Here is a 16,569-nt window from a genome sequence, read left to right on the forward strand (position 1 = left end):
TAGGTGATATTTATGATAGAATCTCAAATGTTAAAAGGCGTTATAGAAGGAGTGATCCTTCATATTATAAAAAATAACGAAACCTATGGATACGAAATTGTAGAGGAACTTAAACGCAGCGGTTTTTATACTATGACTGAGGGAACAGTATATCCAATTTTGACCAGACTTACAAAAAAAGGTTATATATTAGGTGGCTATAAAAAATCGGAAATAGGTCCCAAAAGAAAGTATTATTATATTACAGCAAAGGGTAGAGAATATTTGACCGATTTTTACGAAAACTACAATGAACTTAACCAAGCAGTTTATAAGGTGATAGAAAAGGGGAACAAATGAGAGTAGATAAAATGATAGGCAATGCCAAACTAGATACTAGGCGAAATATAAAAAGAAATGCAAAAAAAGGTGCCTTAGTAATAAATGGTGATATTGTAAAAGATACATCCACTCAAGTTGACCCAAATATGGATGAGGTTTACTACCTTGGTCAATATGTAGAATATTTTGAAAATATTTATATAATGATGAACAAACCACAAGGGGTTTTATCTGCTACTATGGATGAGGATGAAACAGTAATAGATTTATTAGATGATTTTTATCAAGTATTAGACTTATCAATAGCAGGTAGACTTGATAAGGATACTACAGGTTTATTGCTTTTATCAACTGATGGCAAATTTGTTCACACTATTACCAGTCCAAATTCAAATATAGAAAAAACTTATGAAGTTGGAACCAGGGATCCTATAAATCCTTTATTTATCGAAGAATTTAAAAATGGTGTAGAAATAAAAGAAGAAGATTATATAGCTCGTCCAGCCAAGCTTGAAATAATAGACGATAAAAAAGCTATAGTAAAGGTAAGTGAGGGCAAATTTCACCTAGTAAAAAGATTATTTTCAAACCTAGGTAATGAAGTAGTTAGCTTAAAACGCATTGCTATAGGAGATTTAAAACTAGATCCATTTTTACAAGAAGGATCTTATAGAGAGCTACATGATGAGGAGCTAGCACTTTTTATTAACTAAGATACATAAAAAGGAGGATTATATGTATCGAAAATATATAAAAAATATATTGGATTTTTTATTTGCTTTAATACTACTAATCCTTCTTAGTCCTTTATTTTTGATAATAGCAATTATTTCAAAAATAGAAGAACCTGACGGAACTGTGTATTTTAAGCAAGAAAGAGCAGGGGTCTATAACAAGCCGTTTTTGTGTTTTAAATTTAGATCTATGAAAATGTCTGCCCCAAAAAACGCTTCCACATGGGAGCTAGAAAATCCAGAACAATTTATAACTCCCCTTGGCAAATTTTTAAGAAAAACTTCCCTGGATGAGCTTCCCCAGCTGATAAATATTCTTAGAGGTGAGATGTCATTTATAGGGCCAAGACCAGTTATATTAAAAGAACATGAACTTTTAGATTTAAGAGAAAAAAATGGAGCGTATATTGCAAAACCAGGCATTACAGGACTTTCGCAAATATCTGGTAGGGATAATCTACCCCCAAAAACAAAAGCGGAAACAGATGGCATATATGCCAAGGATATTACATTTATCAACGATTTAAAGATATTTTTAAAAACTATTCCTAAAGTTTTATCAAGTGATGGTGTTACTGAAGGCAAGCAAAATTTTTAGGCTAAAGTTTTAAGGAAAATATTTGCAATAACCAGCAGATTATGATAAAGTAATAATATAATAATATACGTGATGAGAACGAGCCGACCAATTTATTAAGGGGCTCGTTTGTCTATTATTAGGAGGATTTATGACAAACGAAAGTATTTTCGAAGAGTTATATACAAATCCTGTCATAATGGCTATAAAAAATAATAAAGATTTTAACAAGTGTTTGGATAGTGAAAATAAAATTGTATTTGTATTATATGGAAACCTTGAAACTATACCGATGATTGTTAAAAAACTTAAAGCCTATGGCAAGATTGTAATAGTTCACGAAGATCTTATCGAAGGATTATCAAGCTCAACTTTCGCTGCTAGTTTTATAAAGAAATATACAGAGGCTGATGGAGTGATTTCTACCAAGCCTGCAAACGTTATTTATGCTAGAAAACTTGGGCTTTTTGCAGTTCTAAGATTTTTTGTATTTGATAGTATGAGTTATGAAAATATGAAGCAAACCATAAAAGATATAAACTGCGATATTATAGAGATACTTCCGGGTGTTATGCCAAATACAATAGTAGATATAAAAAAAAGAACAAATATTCCGATTGTAGCTGGTGGTCTTATTACTTCAAAAGATGAGGTTATGGCTGCCATAAATTCTGGAGCGCTTGCAATCTCATCATCAAACTATTATGTATGGCAAATGTAGGAGGATATTTATGAAAGATTACATTATGGCCTTGGATGCTGGAACAACCAGCAATAGAGCGATTATTTTTAACAAAAAAGGCGAAATTATATCTGTTGCACAAAAAGAATTTACCCAACATTTCCCAAAACCAGGCTGGGTAGAACATGACCCATCTGAAATCTGGTCAACACAACTTGGAGTTTGTACAGAAGCTATGGCAAAGAAAAATATCGATGCATCTCAAATAGCAGGTATCGGTATTACTAACCAACGTGAAACAACTATAGTTTGGGAAAAAAAAACAGGTCAACCTGTGTACAATGCAATCGTTTGGCAATGTCGTCGTACTGCTGATATGGCTGATAAACTTGTAGAAGATGGCTATGGCAAAATGATTAAAGAGAAAACTGGTCTTGTGGTTGACCCATATTTCTCAGGTACAAAGATTAGATGGATCTTAGATAATATTGAGAATGGTCAAAAAAGAGCAGAAAATGGCGAATTATTATTTGGTACTGTAGATACATGGTTAGTTTATAACTTAACTCGTGGACAAGTTCACATAACAGATTATACAAATGCATCAAGAACCATGCTTTATAATATCCATACACTAGAATGGGATGACGAACTTTTAGAAATGCTAAATATACCAAAATGCATGCTTCCAGAAGTAAAACCATCATCTTATGTATATGGGGAAACTAGCGAAAAATTATTTGGTGCTCCAATTCCTATAGCAGGTATAGCAGGTGACCAACAAGCAGCATTATTTGGTCAAACATGCTTTAATGCTGGAGAAGCAAAAAATACTTACGGAACAGGTGCTTTCCTACTAATGAATACTGGTGAAGAAGCAGTAAAAAGTGATAACGGTCTAATTACAACAATTGCTTGGGGACTAGAAGAAGGAAAAGTAAACTATGCCCTAGAAGGTTCTATATTCGTAGCAGGCTCTGCTATTCAATGGCTAAGAGATGAACTAAGAATAGTAGATGCATCAGACGATACAGAATACCTAGCAACAAAAGTAGATGATACAGATGGTTGCTATGTAGTACCAGCATTTACAGGACTAGGTGCTCCATACTGGGATCCATATGCTCGTGGAACAATAGTTGGTATTACAAGAGGAACTAGCAAATATCATATAGTACGTGCAACACTAGAATCACTTGCATATTTGACTCATGATGTACTTGCAGCAATGAGTATAGATTCAGGAAATGAGCTAAAAGAATTAAAAGTAGATGGTGGAGCTAGCGCAAATAATTTCTTGATGCAATTCCAAGCTGATATGATACAAACAAGTGTAGAAAGACCACAAACATTAGAAACAACAGCTCTAGGTGCTGCATACTTAGCAGGACTTGCAGTTGATTACTTCACAAGCTTAGATGAAATTATAGAAAACCGCCAAGTAGATAAAGTTTTCAAACCAGAAATTAGCAAAGAAGAAAGAGATGCCAAAGATTACAACTGGCAAAAAGCAATTTCAAGATCAGTGGACTGGGCAAAGGATTTGAAGTAGAATAATAATATAAAACAAAATATTTTAGAGAGAAGAGTTACTTTGATAGATGTAGGTGATCTTTACCCAAAAAGACCGATAGAAAAGTAGCTCTTTTTATTTGTTATTTAGTACATAAAGGAGAAAATAATGAAAGACGTTGTAATAATAGGTGCAGGTGTTACAGGTACATCTGTAGCTTACAATTTATCAAAATACGATGGTGATTTTCTAGTAGTAGAAAAACACTCAGATGTTTGCGAAGAAACAAGTAAAGCAAACTCTGGTATCTGCCATGGTGGTTACGATGCTGAGCCAGGCTCTATGAAAGCAAAAATGAATGTAGAAGGCAATCATATGATGGAGGAGCTTTCAAAAGAATTAGATTTTCCATATGATAGAATCGGTACATTAGTTCTATGCCACAAAGAAGAAGATTTCGATAAATTACAAGCTTTATATGACCAGGGTATAGAAAATGGCGTTGGCGGTATGAAAATCATTTATAACGAAGAAATACTAGCTATGGAACCAAATGTAGAAGAAGATGTATATGCAGCCCTACTTTGTGAAGAAGCAGGAATTGTAGATCCATTTATGATGAATATTGCCTATGCAGAAGGATCAAACCTAAATGGAGTAGACTATAAATTTAATACAGAAATTACAAAAATAGAAAAAATGGATGACCATTACAAATTAACTACTAATGATGGTCAAGAAATAGAAACACGTGCAGTTGTAAATGCAGCGGGACTATATTCAGATGCTATCCATGATGCAATAATGCATGATGACAAATTTGAAGTAAGAGCTCGCCGTGGGGAATATTTATTATTAGATAAAGCAACTCGTGGATTTGTAAATCACGTATTATTTAATCTCCCAACAGAAAAAGGAAAAGGAATCCTAGTTACACCAACAATCGATGGCAATACACTAATAGGACCTACATCTGACTTTGTAGATGATAAATCAGACTTGGTTACAACTCAAGAAAGAATCGAAGAAGTAATAGAAAAGGTAGAAGATACAGTAACGAATGTGCCAGTTAGACAAGTTATTACATCTTTTTCTGGAAACAGAGCCCACGAATCAGGCGGAGACTTTATCCTAGAAGAAACACAAAAAGGATTTTTTGACTGTGTAGGTATCGAATCTCCAGGACTTACTTCAGCTCCTGCCATAGGTAAATATATGGCAAATTTAGTAAAAGAATCTCTAGATTTAGCAGAAAATAAAGAATTTAAAGCTGGTAGAAACCCAATACCAAAAACAAGTGAAATGAGCACAGAAGCTCATAACGAACTTATCAAAGAAAATCCACTCTACGGTAAAATCATCTGCAGATGCGAAAAAGTAACAGAAGGTGAAATAGTAGATGCAATCAATAGACCACTTGGTGCAACAACAGTAGATGGAGTAAAAAGACGCGTTCGTGCAACAGCAGGTAGATGTCAAGGTGGATTTTGCTTGCCATCAATAATTGAAATTTTGGCACGTGAACTAGGCGTAGACGAAGAAGAAATTACTAAAAAAGGTAACGATTCATTCTACATTGAAAAAAGAGCTAAATAAGGAGAGACAAATGCGCGAATATGATTTAGTAATAATAGGTGGAGGTCCTGCAGGACTTTCAGCAGCAGTAAAAGCCTATGATGAAGGAGTAAAAAATATCCTAGTTGTAGAACGTGATAACAAACTAGGTGGGATATTAAACCAATGTATCCATAATGGATTTGGTTTACAAAGATTTAAAGAAGAATTAGCAGGTCCAGAATATGCCCAAAGGTTTATAAAAGAAGCTAAAGCTCGTGATATAGATATCATGATGGATACAATAGTTCTAGAACTTCGTGAAGACAAATCGGTTTTACTAATGAACGAAGAAAACGGCATGTTTGAAATAAAACCAAAAGCAGTAATCCTTGCTATGGGTTGTCGTGAAAGACCAAGAGGAGCCTTAAATACACCAGGTAGTAGACCAGCAGGAGTTTATAGTGCAGGAACAGCACAAAAACTTGTAAATATAGATGGATATTTACCAGGCAAAAAAGTAGTTATCCTAGGATCAGGTGATATAGGTCTAATTATGGCCCGCCGTATGACTCTTGAGGGAGCAAAAGTAGAATGTGTTGCAGAAATAATGCCATTTTCAGGAGGACTAAAAAGAAATATAGTCCAATGCCTCCACGACTATGATATACCACTTTACTACTCAACAACTATTTCTGGGATAAAAGGAACAGACAGGGTAGAAGGAGTTTATCTATCAAAAGTAGATGAACATATGAAAGTCATCGAAGGCACAGAAAAATTTGTAGAATGTGATACAGTTTTACTATCAGTAGGACTATTGCCAGAAAATGAACTTACAAAAGAAGCAAATATAAAATTAGACCCAAAAACAAAAGGTGCCTATGTATCAGACAAACTAATGACAAGTGTAGATGGTATATTTGCAGCAGGAAACGTATTACACGTTCACGACCTAGTAGACTTTGTATCAGAAGAAAGTGAACAAGCAGCAGTAAGTGCGGCTCAATATATAAAAGGTGAATTTACAAAAATAGGTGATAAGAAAATTGATATGGTGGCTGGAGATGGTATAGGATATACCATGCCTCAATATTTAGATTATGATAATATGGATGATACAGTAAAAATCAAATTTAGAGTTAATAATGTATATCCATCTAGAAAAATTGCTATATATGCAGATGACAAATGCATATTAGAACGCAAAAAAAGAGTGCTTGCTCCAGGGGAAATGGAGATATTGAAGCTTAAAAAAGAAGACATAGATCCAAATACAAAACAAATCACAGTAAAATTGGAGGAGATATGAAAAAACAATTTACCTGCATAAACTGTCCAATGGGTTGCCAAATAGTAGTAACTATGGATGGAGAAGAAATAACAAGTATAGAAGGCAATAACTGTAAGCGTGGCGAAAACTACGTAAGAGATGAAGTAAAAGATCCAAAGAGAATGGTTTGCTCAACTGTAAAAGTAGATGGTGGTAAAACTTATAGTGTTCCAGTAAAAACAGAAACAGCCATTCCAAAAGGACTCATATTTGACTGCATGAAAGAAATAAACAACGCAGAAATAAAAGCTCCAGTCCATATTGGAGATGTAGTTATAGCAAATGTCCTAGATACAGGAGTAAATATAGTAGCAACTGATGAGAGAGCATAAGGAAAAGGTGATGTTGCAGAATAGTTAAATCTATCCTGCGCATCATCTTTTTTATTAACTATCTATATTTAGCTAGTTGAGAATACGATTATTTCTTAAACTGTTTTTGTTTTATAAATAGTTTGCTTAAAAGTGGGCTCAATTAATAGAGCTAGCTATTTCGATCTTTTTTTCTTAAGCAGCTTTGTATTTTATGATTTCTAATTGCTTATTTTCTATTTTTGTTGCTAATTTATTTAAGTTTAAAGCCATTGATAAAAGGCAAATCTCACTTATTATATTTTCTTTTCCTCTATGGTGGAATCTATTGTAGTTTAGTCCTGACTTTATTTTTGAAAAAGCTCCTTCAGCTTGGATTGACCTATTTATTCTTTCTTCTATTCCTTGCTCTGATCTTATGTTTTCTAAGGATTCTTTCCTATATTTTTGGAATATTTCTGATATGTAGATTCCTTTGGTCTTTTGTCCATCTTTGTTCCAATCAAAACATCTATAGACTTTTGTAGTAGTTGTGTATCCACTTTTTCTTTCTCTGTACCTATCTGTGCACCTTATGAATTCCTTACCTTCTTCTGATATGTATTTGTCTGATGTTTTATCATATCTAAGGCTCTTTCTGAATTCGTCTTCTTTTTTATACTTTCTAGTTTTTAATTGTTCGTAGTTTGATGGTTTTATATATGATGTTAGCTTGTTTTCTGCAAGGTATACATAGTTTTCTTCACTTTCATATCCTGCATCTGCTACTATTTTGTTTAGTTTGTTTGGATAGTTTTTTAGTAGTTTATTTAGAAATGGTTTTAGGGTGTACATGTCGGATGGATGGTGGGATACATTTTCTCCTATGATGAAGCCTGATGCACTTGCTAGCTGAATGTTGTATGCTGGTTTTAATTGACCATTTCTCATGTGGTCTTCTTTCATTCTCATGAAGGTTGCATCATGGTCTGTTTTTGAGTAGGAGTTTCTATGATATCCCATTGTTTCTAGGTGTTTTTGGTAGCTTTCTAGTTTGCTTTTCCACTCTTTGAGTTTTTCATAGTCTCGTTGGAGTTGGTGTTTTCTTTTGCCTTGGCCAAACAAAAAGTTGATTTTCTTGTCTATGCATTCTTGACTAACTTGATCAAATACTATTTTTACTACTTCTAATACTTGGATCGGAGTTAGGTCTTTGTTTAAATTGAAGTGTTTTATTATTTTTATTCTTAGTTTCTCTTGCCATTTTTCAATGCTTCCTCGCCACACAAAGCTGTATCTATTTGCATATGCTTCTATTTTTGTTCCGTCTATGTATATACTGGATAGGTCTATTTGTTTTTCTTCTATTAGTATTTGCAACATTTGATTTAGTAAATCTGGAGCTAATTCTACTATTTTTTGTCTAAACCTATTGATTGTACTATGGTCTGGAGGGGTCTGTTCATCTAAAAGATATCTTATTCTTAAATCATATGAGCATGATTTTTCTATTGCTCTTGATGAGAATATTCCTTCTGAGTAGCAGAATATTATTATCTGAAGCATTGTTACTGGGTTTACTGTTGGTTTTCTTCCTAATGATGAGTAGACTTTTTTTAGTTCTGTTAGGTCTATCCTTTCGATTATATTTTTTACAAGCCTTAACTTAACATCATCGTAAACGTATATTTCTGTGTTAAAATTCAGTTTTAATTGAACTGTATCATCAACTAGTGTAAAATTAGTTAATGATGATGTATTGTTTTTAACGTTTATCATAAATACATTCTATCAGAAAAAGACGAGGATTTCAGTTTCCTCGTCTTTTTTCTATCTTAGGACTTTTGCAACAGCCCCCTTTTTTTAGTTTTTTAGCCCAAAGGTACCAATTTTTCTAATACAAAATCATCACATATTTATTGCAAATCGTTTACATTTATACTATAATTTAGATAGTCGGATATATTATTAATAATAATTTAGTAATGAGAATAATATGAAAAATAATAAAGCTTTAGCAATCGCACTTTCAGCAGTCTAGTACTTACTGGAGCATTTGCCCTTGACACAGATAACGTTGCATTTTCAGTAGAAGATGATACTACATCAGTAGAAGATAAAGACCCAGTAACACCACCAACCGCTGACGGCGACAAAGAAGAAGAAAAACCAGCTGACGGCGATAAAGAAGAAAAAGAATCTAAAGAGTGGGTTAAAATCGAAGATATTGCTAAAACAATTGAAGATGATTCACATATAATAGTACCTATTATTACTGCACCAAAAGATGAAGAAGAAAAAGATGAAACAGCATTAATTACTAGTGAAGAAATTGATCAATTAATTAATGATATTGACGAAAAAGATGCAGAAATCCTTGAAGAAATGAAAAAAAGTTGACTCTTCAATAATTGAAGATGAAAATAAAAAACCATCTGACGAAAATAAAGATGAAGAAACTGATGCTAAACCAGGAAAAGATAAAGAATGTAATTGCTAACCATGTGAAGAAAAAGTTGTTGTAAAAGAAGTTATAAAAGATTGTGATAAAGCTAAAGCTCCAGCTCAAGCAGTTGCAGCTCACAACAACCCAAAAACAGGTCTAGCAGGTTTATCAGCAGTAGCAAACACTCTAGCTGTATCAATGGCAGGTATTGTTGCTACAAAAAAGAAAGAAGACTAATTTAACTTTATAAGCTAAATATAAATAAGTAAATTTCTGAATTGTACAATATTATATGACTAGTTAAACTCGGGCTATAGCCCGAGTTTTTCTTTGATAAATCATAAAAACCTCCACATATATGGAGGTTTTTTATTATATATTAGTCTTCTTCTTCTTTTTCTTCTATTTCTTTTCTGGAAGTATCTTGCATTTCTTTTATTAGTTCGTTTATTCTTTTTTTGTTAAGTCTTGATAAACCATTTCTTTCGCTATCGTACATATCATCTAGAGGTTTTTTGCCTAGTTCATCTTCCATTACTTCTAGGACTCTTGGTTTGCAGAATTGGCCTTGGCAAAAGCCCATTCCTGCTCTTGTTCTTCTTTTTACTGCATCTAGGGTTTCTACTGGGATGCCACGATTCATTGCGTCTCTAATTGTTGCTTCACTGACTTGTTCACACCTACAAACAATCCTATCTGGATCTCCAAGTGGCAAATCGAGTTTGTCCTTTATTTTATTCATATCTTCAAGTTCTTTATACTCGATAATTGGTTCTCTGTTTGGGTTATAGTTAGGATCATCTACTAGTTCTAATCCACTTTTCTTTAAAATACCTTCTACAATTTTTGCTATTTCTGGGGATGATGTTAGGCCTGGAGATTGGATACCTACTACATTTATAAAGCCAGCAACATTTGATTCTTCAATGATAAAATCATGGGTTGAACTTGCTGGACGTAGACCTGTAAATGATCTGATAAATTCTCTTAGATTTATTACATCATCTTTTACTGATTTTTGGGCTTCTTCGTAGATATACATCAGTCTATCTTCGTGAGTTGATAGGTCTATCTCTTCTTCATCAATTGCATCTGGACCTAATAATAGGTTATTATGGAAGGTTCTTGTTGCAAGTATTCCTTTTGATTTTTCGGTTGGCACTTGGAATAAAACATTGTTTAATTTTTTTCCTGTGCCTTTTTGGAATATTAGATATTCTCCACTTCTAGGATGGATATCAAAATCGGTGTCTGCAATCATTTCTGATACTATAGCACCTTCTAGTCCTGAGGCATTTACTACATATTTTGCTTCAAATTCTTTACCATCTTCGGTTTTTACTAGGAAATGGTCGCCATCTTTTTTAATTTCGAATACTCTTGAGTTAAGGAAAAGTTCGGATCCGTTTGCTACAGCGTTTTCTACTAAAGCTATTACATATTCATATGGTGAGCAAACTCCAGCTCCCTTGCACCATAAAGCTGCAATGGCATCATCTGATACATTTGGTTCGATTTCTCTTAGTTTTTCCTGGTCGATAATTTCCATATCTGGTAGACCATTCTCTATACCCATATCATAAAGTTTTTCTAATGTAGGTATTTCTTCTTCTTCAAAGGCTAATACTAGAGAACCGTTTGCAACAAATCCAAAGTGTAATTCGTTTTCTAGTTCTTCAAATTGGCTACGACCTGGATAGCAAATCCTTCCTCTTAGTTCATCGTGAGGCTCAGCATATCCTCCATGAACTATAGCTGAGTTTGCTTTGCTGGCACCCATACTAACATCATTTGCTTTTTCTACTATAGCTATATCTAGTTTATATCTCGATAGGCGACGGGCAATGGCTGCACCAGAAACTCCTGCACCTATTACTAAAACATCATACATACTTTCCTTCTTTCTAATATACAAAAGGCAAGTATAGATTGTTATACTTGCCTTGCTCTCACCTGATATTTATTACAAAAATATTATATCGTAAGTGAGAAAAATTATCAATTATTGTTTAGAATACCACATTAAATAAAACTACTGCTAATAATCCGCCTACTATAGGTCCCACAACTGGTATCCATGAGTAATTCCACATTACATCAGCTTTTTCTTTAAAAGGTAAGATTTGATACATTATTCTTGGTCCAAGATCACGAGCAGGATTTATTGCATAACCTGTTAGTCCACCTAATGACATACCAATTGATATTATAATTCCATTTACATATAAGTAGTTTACTCCAACGCTAGCAGCACCTTCAACATTGCCAAATCCAAGAATTGCAAATACTAAAACAAAAGTACCAACCATTTCAGATAAGAAGTTTCTCCAAGTATTTTTAATAGAAGGAGCTGTACAAAAACATCCACGTACTATAGCTGGATCTACTTCGCAAGTATCATTATAGTGATCTTTAAATAGTAAGTAAAGCAATAAAGCACCAAGCATAGCACCAAGCATTTGTCCAAGGATATAATATCCTACTGTATTCCAAGCTATATCACCTTTATAAGCAAGAGCAATAGTTAAAGCTGGATTAAAGTGGGCTCCACTAATAGCTCCAAAAATAGTTGCTGGAATCATAACTGCCAAACCCCAACCCAGGGTTATTTGTACAGGACCACCATTATACATTCCTGATCTACGAGTTAGTACATTGGATACAACGCCATCACCTAATAAGATTAGAAGGAAGGTACCAACTAATTCTGCCACAAAAATATCTCTCATAATAACCTCCTAGTTTTAAACACAAAAAGCGAGCAAAATAATAACTCGCTCTCGTCCAAATATTTATTTGTGGAAACCTTTTCTGTATTAAGTATAGCATGTATGACAGTTTTTATCAATAGTTTATTATAAGATTTTTTGGATTTTATTTTAGCGAATATTAATGGCAAATTAGCAATGCAATTCTTAAAAACTATAAAGAAATAAGTTAAAAAAATATTATTTATAGACAAAATCGCTTTCGTGTATTAAAATTAAGGCATAGAGTATAATTTTTGGGAGGAAGAGATGAAAATTAAAAACTTTATGCCAATCGCAGCAGCAATATCACTTTCATTAGTATTAGCTTCATGTGGAGCAAATAAAGATGATGCTAATAAAGATACTTCGACTGATAATGATACAAAAGTTGAAGAAAATGTAGATGATAAAGCTGATAAGGAAGAAAAAGAAGATGCTGACCAAACGGATGATAATACAGCTGATGCTCCAGAAGAAGAAAAGGATGAAGATGAAAAAGCTGCAAATCCAACAGGAGAAGAAGTTAGCGTTACTATGGTAACAGACTTTGGTGGAGTAAATGATAAATCATTTAACCAATCAGCTTATGAAGGATTACAAAAAGCTGACAAAGATGGAGCAGCAAAATTTGATTATATAGAAAGTCACAAAGAGGCAGACTTTGTACCAAATCTAGAATCAGCTCTAGATTCAGAATCAGACCTTATCCTTACAGTAGGATATGCATTATTCCCAGCTACAGATGAAGCTGCAGAAGAAAATCCAGAACAAAACTATGTGATTATCGACAATGCAAACGAAAATGACAGAGAAAACTTACTAGGAGTAAGCTTTGCTGACCACGAAAACTCATTCTTAGCAGGATATATTGCAGGTATGCAATCAGAAACAAACAATGTAGGATTTGTTGGTGGTATCAAAGGTGTAATCATTGATAGATTTGAATATGGATTTAGAGCAGGTGTTGAACAAGCATCACGCGAAAAAGGCGAACCAATCAAAGTTCAAGTTCAATATGCAAATAGCTTTAATGACCAAGCAGCAGGTAAAAATATAGCTGATAGAATGTATCAAGAGGGTGCAGATGTTATCTTCCACGCAGCAGGTGGAGTAGGAATTGGTGTTATCGAATCAGCAAAAGAAAATGATAAATGGGTTATCGGTGTAGACCGTGACCAACAAGACGAAGCTCCAGACAATATGCTAGTTTCAACTGTAAAAGGCGTTGGAGATGCAGTAAGACAAATTATTGATGAATATGATGAAGGCAACTTTGAAGGTGGAGATAAGACATTTACTCTAGCTGATGGGGATGCAGTGACAATTGCTTATGCAGACAATGGTATTGTTAGCCAAGAGATTAAAGACAAAGTAGAAGACATTAAACAAGACATCATAGATGGCAAAATCAAAGTTCCAGAAAACGAAGATCAAGCTATCGAACAAGGATGGATTGAAAAATAATATAAAAACTAAAGACCTCTTATAGGGGTCTTTTTATTTGCGAAAAATCCTACTATAAAACTTACATTTATGATATTATTATGTATATACACTAAAAAGCGAGGATATTATGGATAAGTATTTAAACGAAAATCCTGTGGTATCTATGAAAAATATTAGCAAGTCCTTTGGAGATAAAAAAGTATTATCAAATGTAAATTTTGATTTGCATAAGTCTGAAGTACATGCTTTATTAGGAGAAAATGGTGCTGGTAAAACCACCTTGATGAATATTTTATATGGAATGTTTCCACCAAGTGAAGGAAGTATAAATATAAATGGAAAAACATATACAAATATGACTCCGAAAATGGCCATAGACGCAGGTATTGGTATGGTTCACCAGCACTTTATGCTAATAGAACCTCTTACAGTCACAGAAAATATTATATTAGGCTACGAAGAGGATACGGGTCTATTTTTAGATAGAAAAACTGCACGTGAAAAAATCGAAAAACTTTCTGAAGAATATGGACTAATGATAGATCCAAATGCAAAAGTGGAGGATATTTCAGTAGGTCAACAACAAAGAGTTGAGATTTTAAAAGCCTTATACAGAGGAGCTGATATACTGATATTTGACGAGCCAACAGCAGTTTTAACTCCGCAAGAGATAAATGAATTTATAGAAATTATAAATAAATTAACCAGAATGGATAAATCGATTATTATTATTACCCATAAGCTTGCGGAAATAAAAGCTATGGCTGATCATTGTACTATAATTAGACGTGGTGAATATATTGATAAACTTAAAGTAAAAGAAGTTGATGAAAATATATTAGCAGAAAAAATGGTTGGACGTAATGTTAGCTTTAATGTAGATAAAAAAGATCAAGAAATTGGTGGAGTTGTTTTAAATGTAGAGGATCTTTGGGCAAAAGACCGCCGAGGTGTGGATATTTTAAAAGGTCTAGATCTAGAACTACGCGCTGGAGAAATACTTGGTATTGCCGGAGTTGATGGAAATGGTCAAACGGAACTAATAGATTGTTTGACAGGTATGGCAAAGGCAAATAGAGGCACTATCACTTTAAATGGCAAAGATATTACAAATACATCCCCAAGAAACATTCTGGATACTGGGATGAATTCTATCCCAGAAGATAGACAAAAGCGAGGTCTTGTTTTAGAATACCCTATAAAAGATAATTTTATTTTAGAAAATGTTGAGAAAGAACCTTTTTCTACAAAAGGCAAATTAAATTTCAAAAATATCGATGAAAATGCTCACTCATTAGTAGAAAAATTTGATGTTAGACCAAATGATATCAATGAAAAGGCTGTGTCTCTTTCTGGTGGTAACCAACAAAAAGTTATAATCGCAAGGGAAATATCAAATAATCCAGATGTATTAATTGCAGCTCAACCTACAAGGGGATTAGATGTTGGAGCTATAGAATTTATCCACCAATATCTAGTAGAGCTAAGAAATCAAAATAAGGCTGTTTTATTAATTAGTTTTGAGCTTGATGAAATAATGGACTTATCAGATAGGATTCTTGTAATATATGACGGAAAAATAGTTGGAGAAAAATATCCTAAAGATACTGATGAATTTGAACTAGGAAGACTAATGGCAGGTGGAAAATGACAGAAAATACAAATCAAGTACAGGCAAAAAGAAACACCGCACGTGGTAATTCCAAACTTTTATTTACTATAATTTCCATTTTGCTAGGATTTTTAGTAGGTGCAATTGTTCTTTTAATATCAGGTTACGATCCTATCGAAGGATATCAAGCACTTTTTCAAGGGATTTTTAAAACTCCTAGAAACGTAGGTTGGGCAATTGTTACATCCACCCCTATAATTCTAACTGGACTTGGTGTTTGCTTTGCCTTTCAAACAGGACTATTTAATATGGGAGCTGAAGGTCAATTTATTATTGGTACTATAGTAGGGTTCTTGGTTGGATATAAACTGCCGCTACCACCAATTATTCACCCAATAGTTGCTATACTTTTAGCTATGCTAGCAGGAGCTTTATACGGAGCCTTGGCTGGATTTATCAAAGCGCGTTTTGGAATTCATGAGGTAATATCAACTATAATGCTAAATTGGGTTGCGTTTTACTTCCAAAACTTTGTAGGCTATGCAAACCAACAACCAAACTCAATGGCATCTTTTGATGTTTTAGATAGTGCAAAAATAACTATGTTTGATAAGGCAACTATAAAAACATTTGGACCCTTTTTTAAAAAGTTTTTTAAAGCGCCTATTCACTACGGAACGTTACTTGCAATAATTGCAGTAATTGTTGTGTGGTATATTTTAAATAAAACTGTCCTAGGCTATGAGTTAAAGGCAGTAGGACTAAACCGTGAAGCCAGCGAATATGGTGGAATTAATTCTGGTAAAAAAATTGTTCAGTCAATGGCTATTTCTGGAGCTATTTGTGCTTTAGCTGGTGTCACCCAAATATTAGGCTTTACTTATGCTCTTTCAATTATTTCAGCTATGGATAACTATGGCTTTGATGGACTAGCTGTTTCACTTTTGGCAGGCAATAATCCAATTGGAGTAATATTCTCAGGATTATTTTTTGGATCTTTAAAATATGCAGGTAGCAATATCCAAAGAGTAATGGGTGTGCCAACAGAAATTATAAATATTATTATAGGTACAATAATCTTATTTACAGCAGTACCTCTAGTATTTAGAATTATCCGTGCAAAACACAAAAATAGAAAAGAAGCCAAAAATCTTGCCAAAGAAGAAAAACTAATATCACAAGAAAGTGAAAAATCCACAGTAGGAGTAAAAGAAAAAGAAACTATTTTGAAAGATCATAATGAAAAAGAAAATGAGCTTATAAAAAAAGATAAGCAAGTAGAGAATGGTCAAATAAAAAAAGAAACTAAGT

14 protein-coding genes and 1 pseudogene are annotated in these 16,569 nt (G+C 33.5%); 12 read left to right on the forward strand and 3 right to left on the reverse strand.

Annotated features, from left to right (window positions below; translation table 11 throughout):
- Positions 1-12: 12 nt before the first annotated feature.
- The 8 genes from DY249_RS00635 (at position 13) to DY249_RS00670 (ending at position 7,046) form a co-directional block, all read left to right on the forward strand.
- Positions 13-339 (forward strand): PadR family transcriptional regulator, encoded by a 327-nt coding sequence (locus DY249_RS00635; protein WP_172540039.1) that lies wholly within the window; start codon positions 13-15, stop codon positions 337-339.
- Positions 336-1,034: a 16S rRNA pseudouridine(516) synthase gene (locus tag DY249_RS00640; protein ID WP_115594825.1), complete on the forward strand. Its 699-nt coding sequence runs from the start codon at positions 336-338 to the stop codon at positions 1,032-1,034. The genes DY249_RS00635 and DY249_RS00640 overlap by 4 nt, the downstream gene beginning before the upstream one ends.
- Before the next feature lie 22 nt (positions 1,035-1,056).
- On the forward strand, positions 1,057-1,653 hold the full coding sequence (locus tag DY249_RS00645) for a sugar transferase (protein ID WP_101540289.1): 597 nt from the start codon (positions 1,057-1,059) through the stop codon (positions 1,651-1,653).
- A 130-nt stretch (positions 1,654-1,783) separates the two neighbouring features.
- A complete protein-coding gene (locus DY249_RS00650) occupies positions 1,784-2,353 on the forward strand; it encodes a glycerol-3-phosphate responsive antiterminator (protein WP_115594826.1) in 570 nt (189 codons plus the stop codon).
- A gap of 10 nt (positions 2,354-2,363) precedes the next feature.
- The gene (gene glpK, locus DY249_RS00655; protein ID WP_115594827.1) at positions 2,364-3,866 is read left to right on the forward strand and encodes a glycerol kinase GlpK; all 1,503 of its coding nucleotides are present in this window, start codon (positions 2,364-2,366) and stop codon (positions 3,864-3,866) included.
- A 129-nt stretch (positions 3,867-3,995) separates the two neighbouring features.
- A complete protein-coding gene (locus tag DY249_RS00660) occupies positions 3,996-5,423 on the forward strand; it encodes an NAD(P)/FAD-dependent oxidoreductase (protein WP_115594828.1) in 1,428 nt (475 codons plus the stop codon).
- A 10-nt stretch (positions 5,424-5,433) separates the two neighbouring features.
- A complete protein-coding gene (locus DY249_RS00665) occupies positions 5,434-6,693 on the forward strand; it encodes an NAD(P)/FAD-dependent oxidoreductase (protein WP_101540285.1) in 1,260 nt (419 codons plus the stop codon).
- Positions 6,690-7,046, forward strand: coding sequence for a DUF1667 domain-containing protein (locus tag DY249_RS00670; protein WP_101540284.1), 357 nt, complete (start codon positions 6,690-6,692; stop codon positions 7,044-7,046). Before DY249_RS00665 ends, DY249_RS00670 begins: the two co-directional genes overlap by 4 nt.
- A gap of 174 nt (positions 7,047-7,220) precedes the next feature.
- Here the strand turns inward: DY249_RS00670 and DY249_RS00675 are convergent, their stop codons facing one another.
- Positions 7,221-8,783: an IS1182 family transposase gene (locus DY249_RS00675; protein WP_115594829.1), complete on the reverse strand. Its 1,563-nt coding sequence runs from the start codon at positions 8,781-8,783 to the stop codon at positions 7,221-7,223.
- A 754-nt stretch (positions 8,784-9,537) separates the two neighbouring features.
- On the opposite strand from DY249_RS00675, the gene DY249_RS09475 reads away from it, so the two are divergent.
- Entirely contained in the window at positions 9,538-9,687 is a 150-nt protein-coding gene (locus DY249_RS09475; protein ID WP_147291912.1) for an NPXTG-anchored protein, read from the forward strand.
- Between the two features lie 142 nt (positions 9,688-9,829).
- Here DY249_RS09475 and DY249_RS00680 read toward each other — a convergent pair whose 3' ends face one another.
- Both DY249_RS00680 and DY249_RS00685 read right to left on the reverse strand, forming a co-directional pair.
- Positions 9,830-11,341, reverse strand: a complete 1,512-nt coding sequence (locus DY249_RS00680; RefSeq protein ID WP_115594830.1) for an NAD(P)/FAD-dependent oxidoreductase — start codon at positions 11,339-11,341, stop codon at positions 9,830-9,832.
- Positions 11,342-11,459: 118 nt separating this feature from the next.
- Positions 11,460-12,179: an MIP/aquaporin family protein gene (locus DY249_RS00685; RefSeq protein WP_115594831.1), complete on the reverse strand. Its 720-nt coding sequence runs from the start codon at positions 12,177-12,179 to the stop codon at positions 11,460-11,462.
- Positions 12,180-12,467: 288 nt separating this feature from the next.
- Between DY249_RS00685 and DY249_RS00690 the strand changes: the two genes are divergently transcribed.
- From DY249_RS00690 to DY249_RS00700, 3 genes and pseudogenes are all read left to right on the forward strand, one after another.
- A complete protein-coding gene (locus DY249_RS00690) occupies positions 12,468-13,664 on the forward strand; it encodes a BMP family lipoprotein (RefSeq protein WP_115594832.1) in 1,197 nt (398 codons plus the stop codon).
- A 109-nt stretch (positions 13,665-13,773) separates the two neighbouring features.
- On the forward strand, positions 13,774-15,297 hold the full coding sequence (locus DY249_RS00695) for an ABC transporter ATP-binding protein (protein ID WP_115594833.1): 1,524 nt from the start codon (positions 13,774-13,776) through the stop codon (positions 15,295-15,297).
- Positions 15,294-16,407: pseudogene (locus DY249_RS00700) on the forward strand (ABC transporter permease); the annotation flags it as partial. The gene DY249_RS00695 and the pseudogene DY249_RS00700, both read left to right, overlap by 4 nt.
- Positions 16,408-16,569: the final 162 nt, after the last annotated feature.

Origin of the sequence: Anaerococcus octavius (genome assembly GCF_900445265.1) — a bacterium.
Taxonomy (GTDB): domain Bacteria; phylum Bacillota; class Clostridia; order Tissierellales; family Peptoniphilaceae; genus Anaerococcus; species Anaerococcus octavius.

What these genes read in the sequence shown, in the direction of transcription:
- DY249_RS00635 (WP_172540039.1), top strand. Translation starts at nt 13, where the DNA reads ATGATAGAATCTCAAATGTTAAAAGGCGTTATAGAAGGAGTGATCCTT.
- DY249_RS00640 (WP_115594825.1), top strand. Translation starts at nt 336, where the DNA reads ATGAGAGTAGATAAAATGATAGGCAATGCCAAACTAGATACTAGGCGA.
- DY249_RS00645 (WP_101540289.1), top strand. Translation starts at nt 1,057, where the DNA reads ATGTATCGAAAATATATAAAAAATATATTGGATTTTTTATTTGCTTTA.
- DY249_RS00650 (WP_115594826.1), top strand. Translation starts at nt 1,784, where the DNA reads ATGACAAACGAAAGTATTTTCGAAGAGTTATATACAAATCCTGTCATA.
- glpK (WP_115594827.1), top strand. Translation starts at nt 2,364, where the DNA reads ATGAAAGATTACATTATGGCCTTGGATGCTGGAACAACCAGCAATAGA.
- DY249_RS00660 (WP_115594828.1), top strand. Translation starts at nt 3,996, where the DNA reads ATGAAAGACGTTGTAATAATAGGTGCAGGTGTTACAGGTACATCTGTA.
- DY249_RS00665 (WP_101540285.1), top strand. Translation starts at nt 5,434, where the DNA reads ATGCGCGAATATGATTTAGTAATAATAGGTGGAGGTCCTGCAGGACTT.
- DY249_RS00670 (WP_101540284.1), top strand. Translation starts at nt 6,690, where the DNA reads ATGAAAAAACAATTTACCTGCATAAACTGTCCAATGGGTTGCCAAATA.
- DY249_RS00675 (WP_115594829.1), bottom strand. Translation starts at nt 8,783, where the DNA reads ATGATAAACGTTAAAAACAATACATCATCATTAACTAATTTTACACTA.
- DY249_RS00680 (WP_115594830.1), bottom strand. Translation starts at nt 11,341, where the DNA reads ATGTATGATGTTTTAGTAATAGGTGCAGGAGTTTCTGGTGCAGCCATT.
- DY249_RS00685 (WP_115594831.1), bottom strand. Translation starts at nt 12,179, where the DNA reads ATGAGAGATATTTTTGTGGCAGAATTAGTTGGTACCTTCCTTCTAATC.
- DY249_RS00690 (WP_115594832.1), top strand. Translation starts at nt 12,468, where the DNA reads ATGAAAATTAAAAACTTTATGCCAATCGCAGCAGCAATATCACTTTCA.
- DY249_RS00695 (WP_115594833.1), top strand. Translation starts at nt 13,774, where the DNA reads ATGGATAAGTATTTAAACGAAAATCCTGTGGTATCTATGAAAAATATT.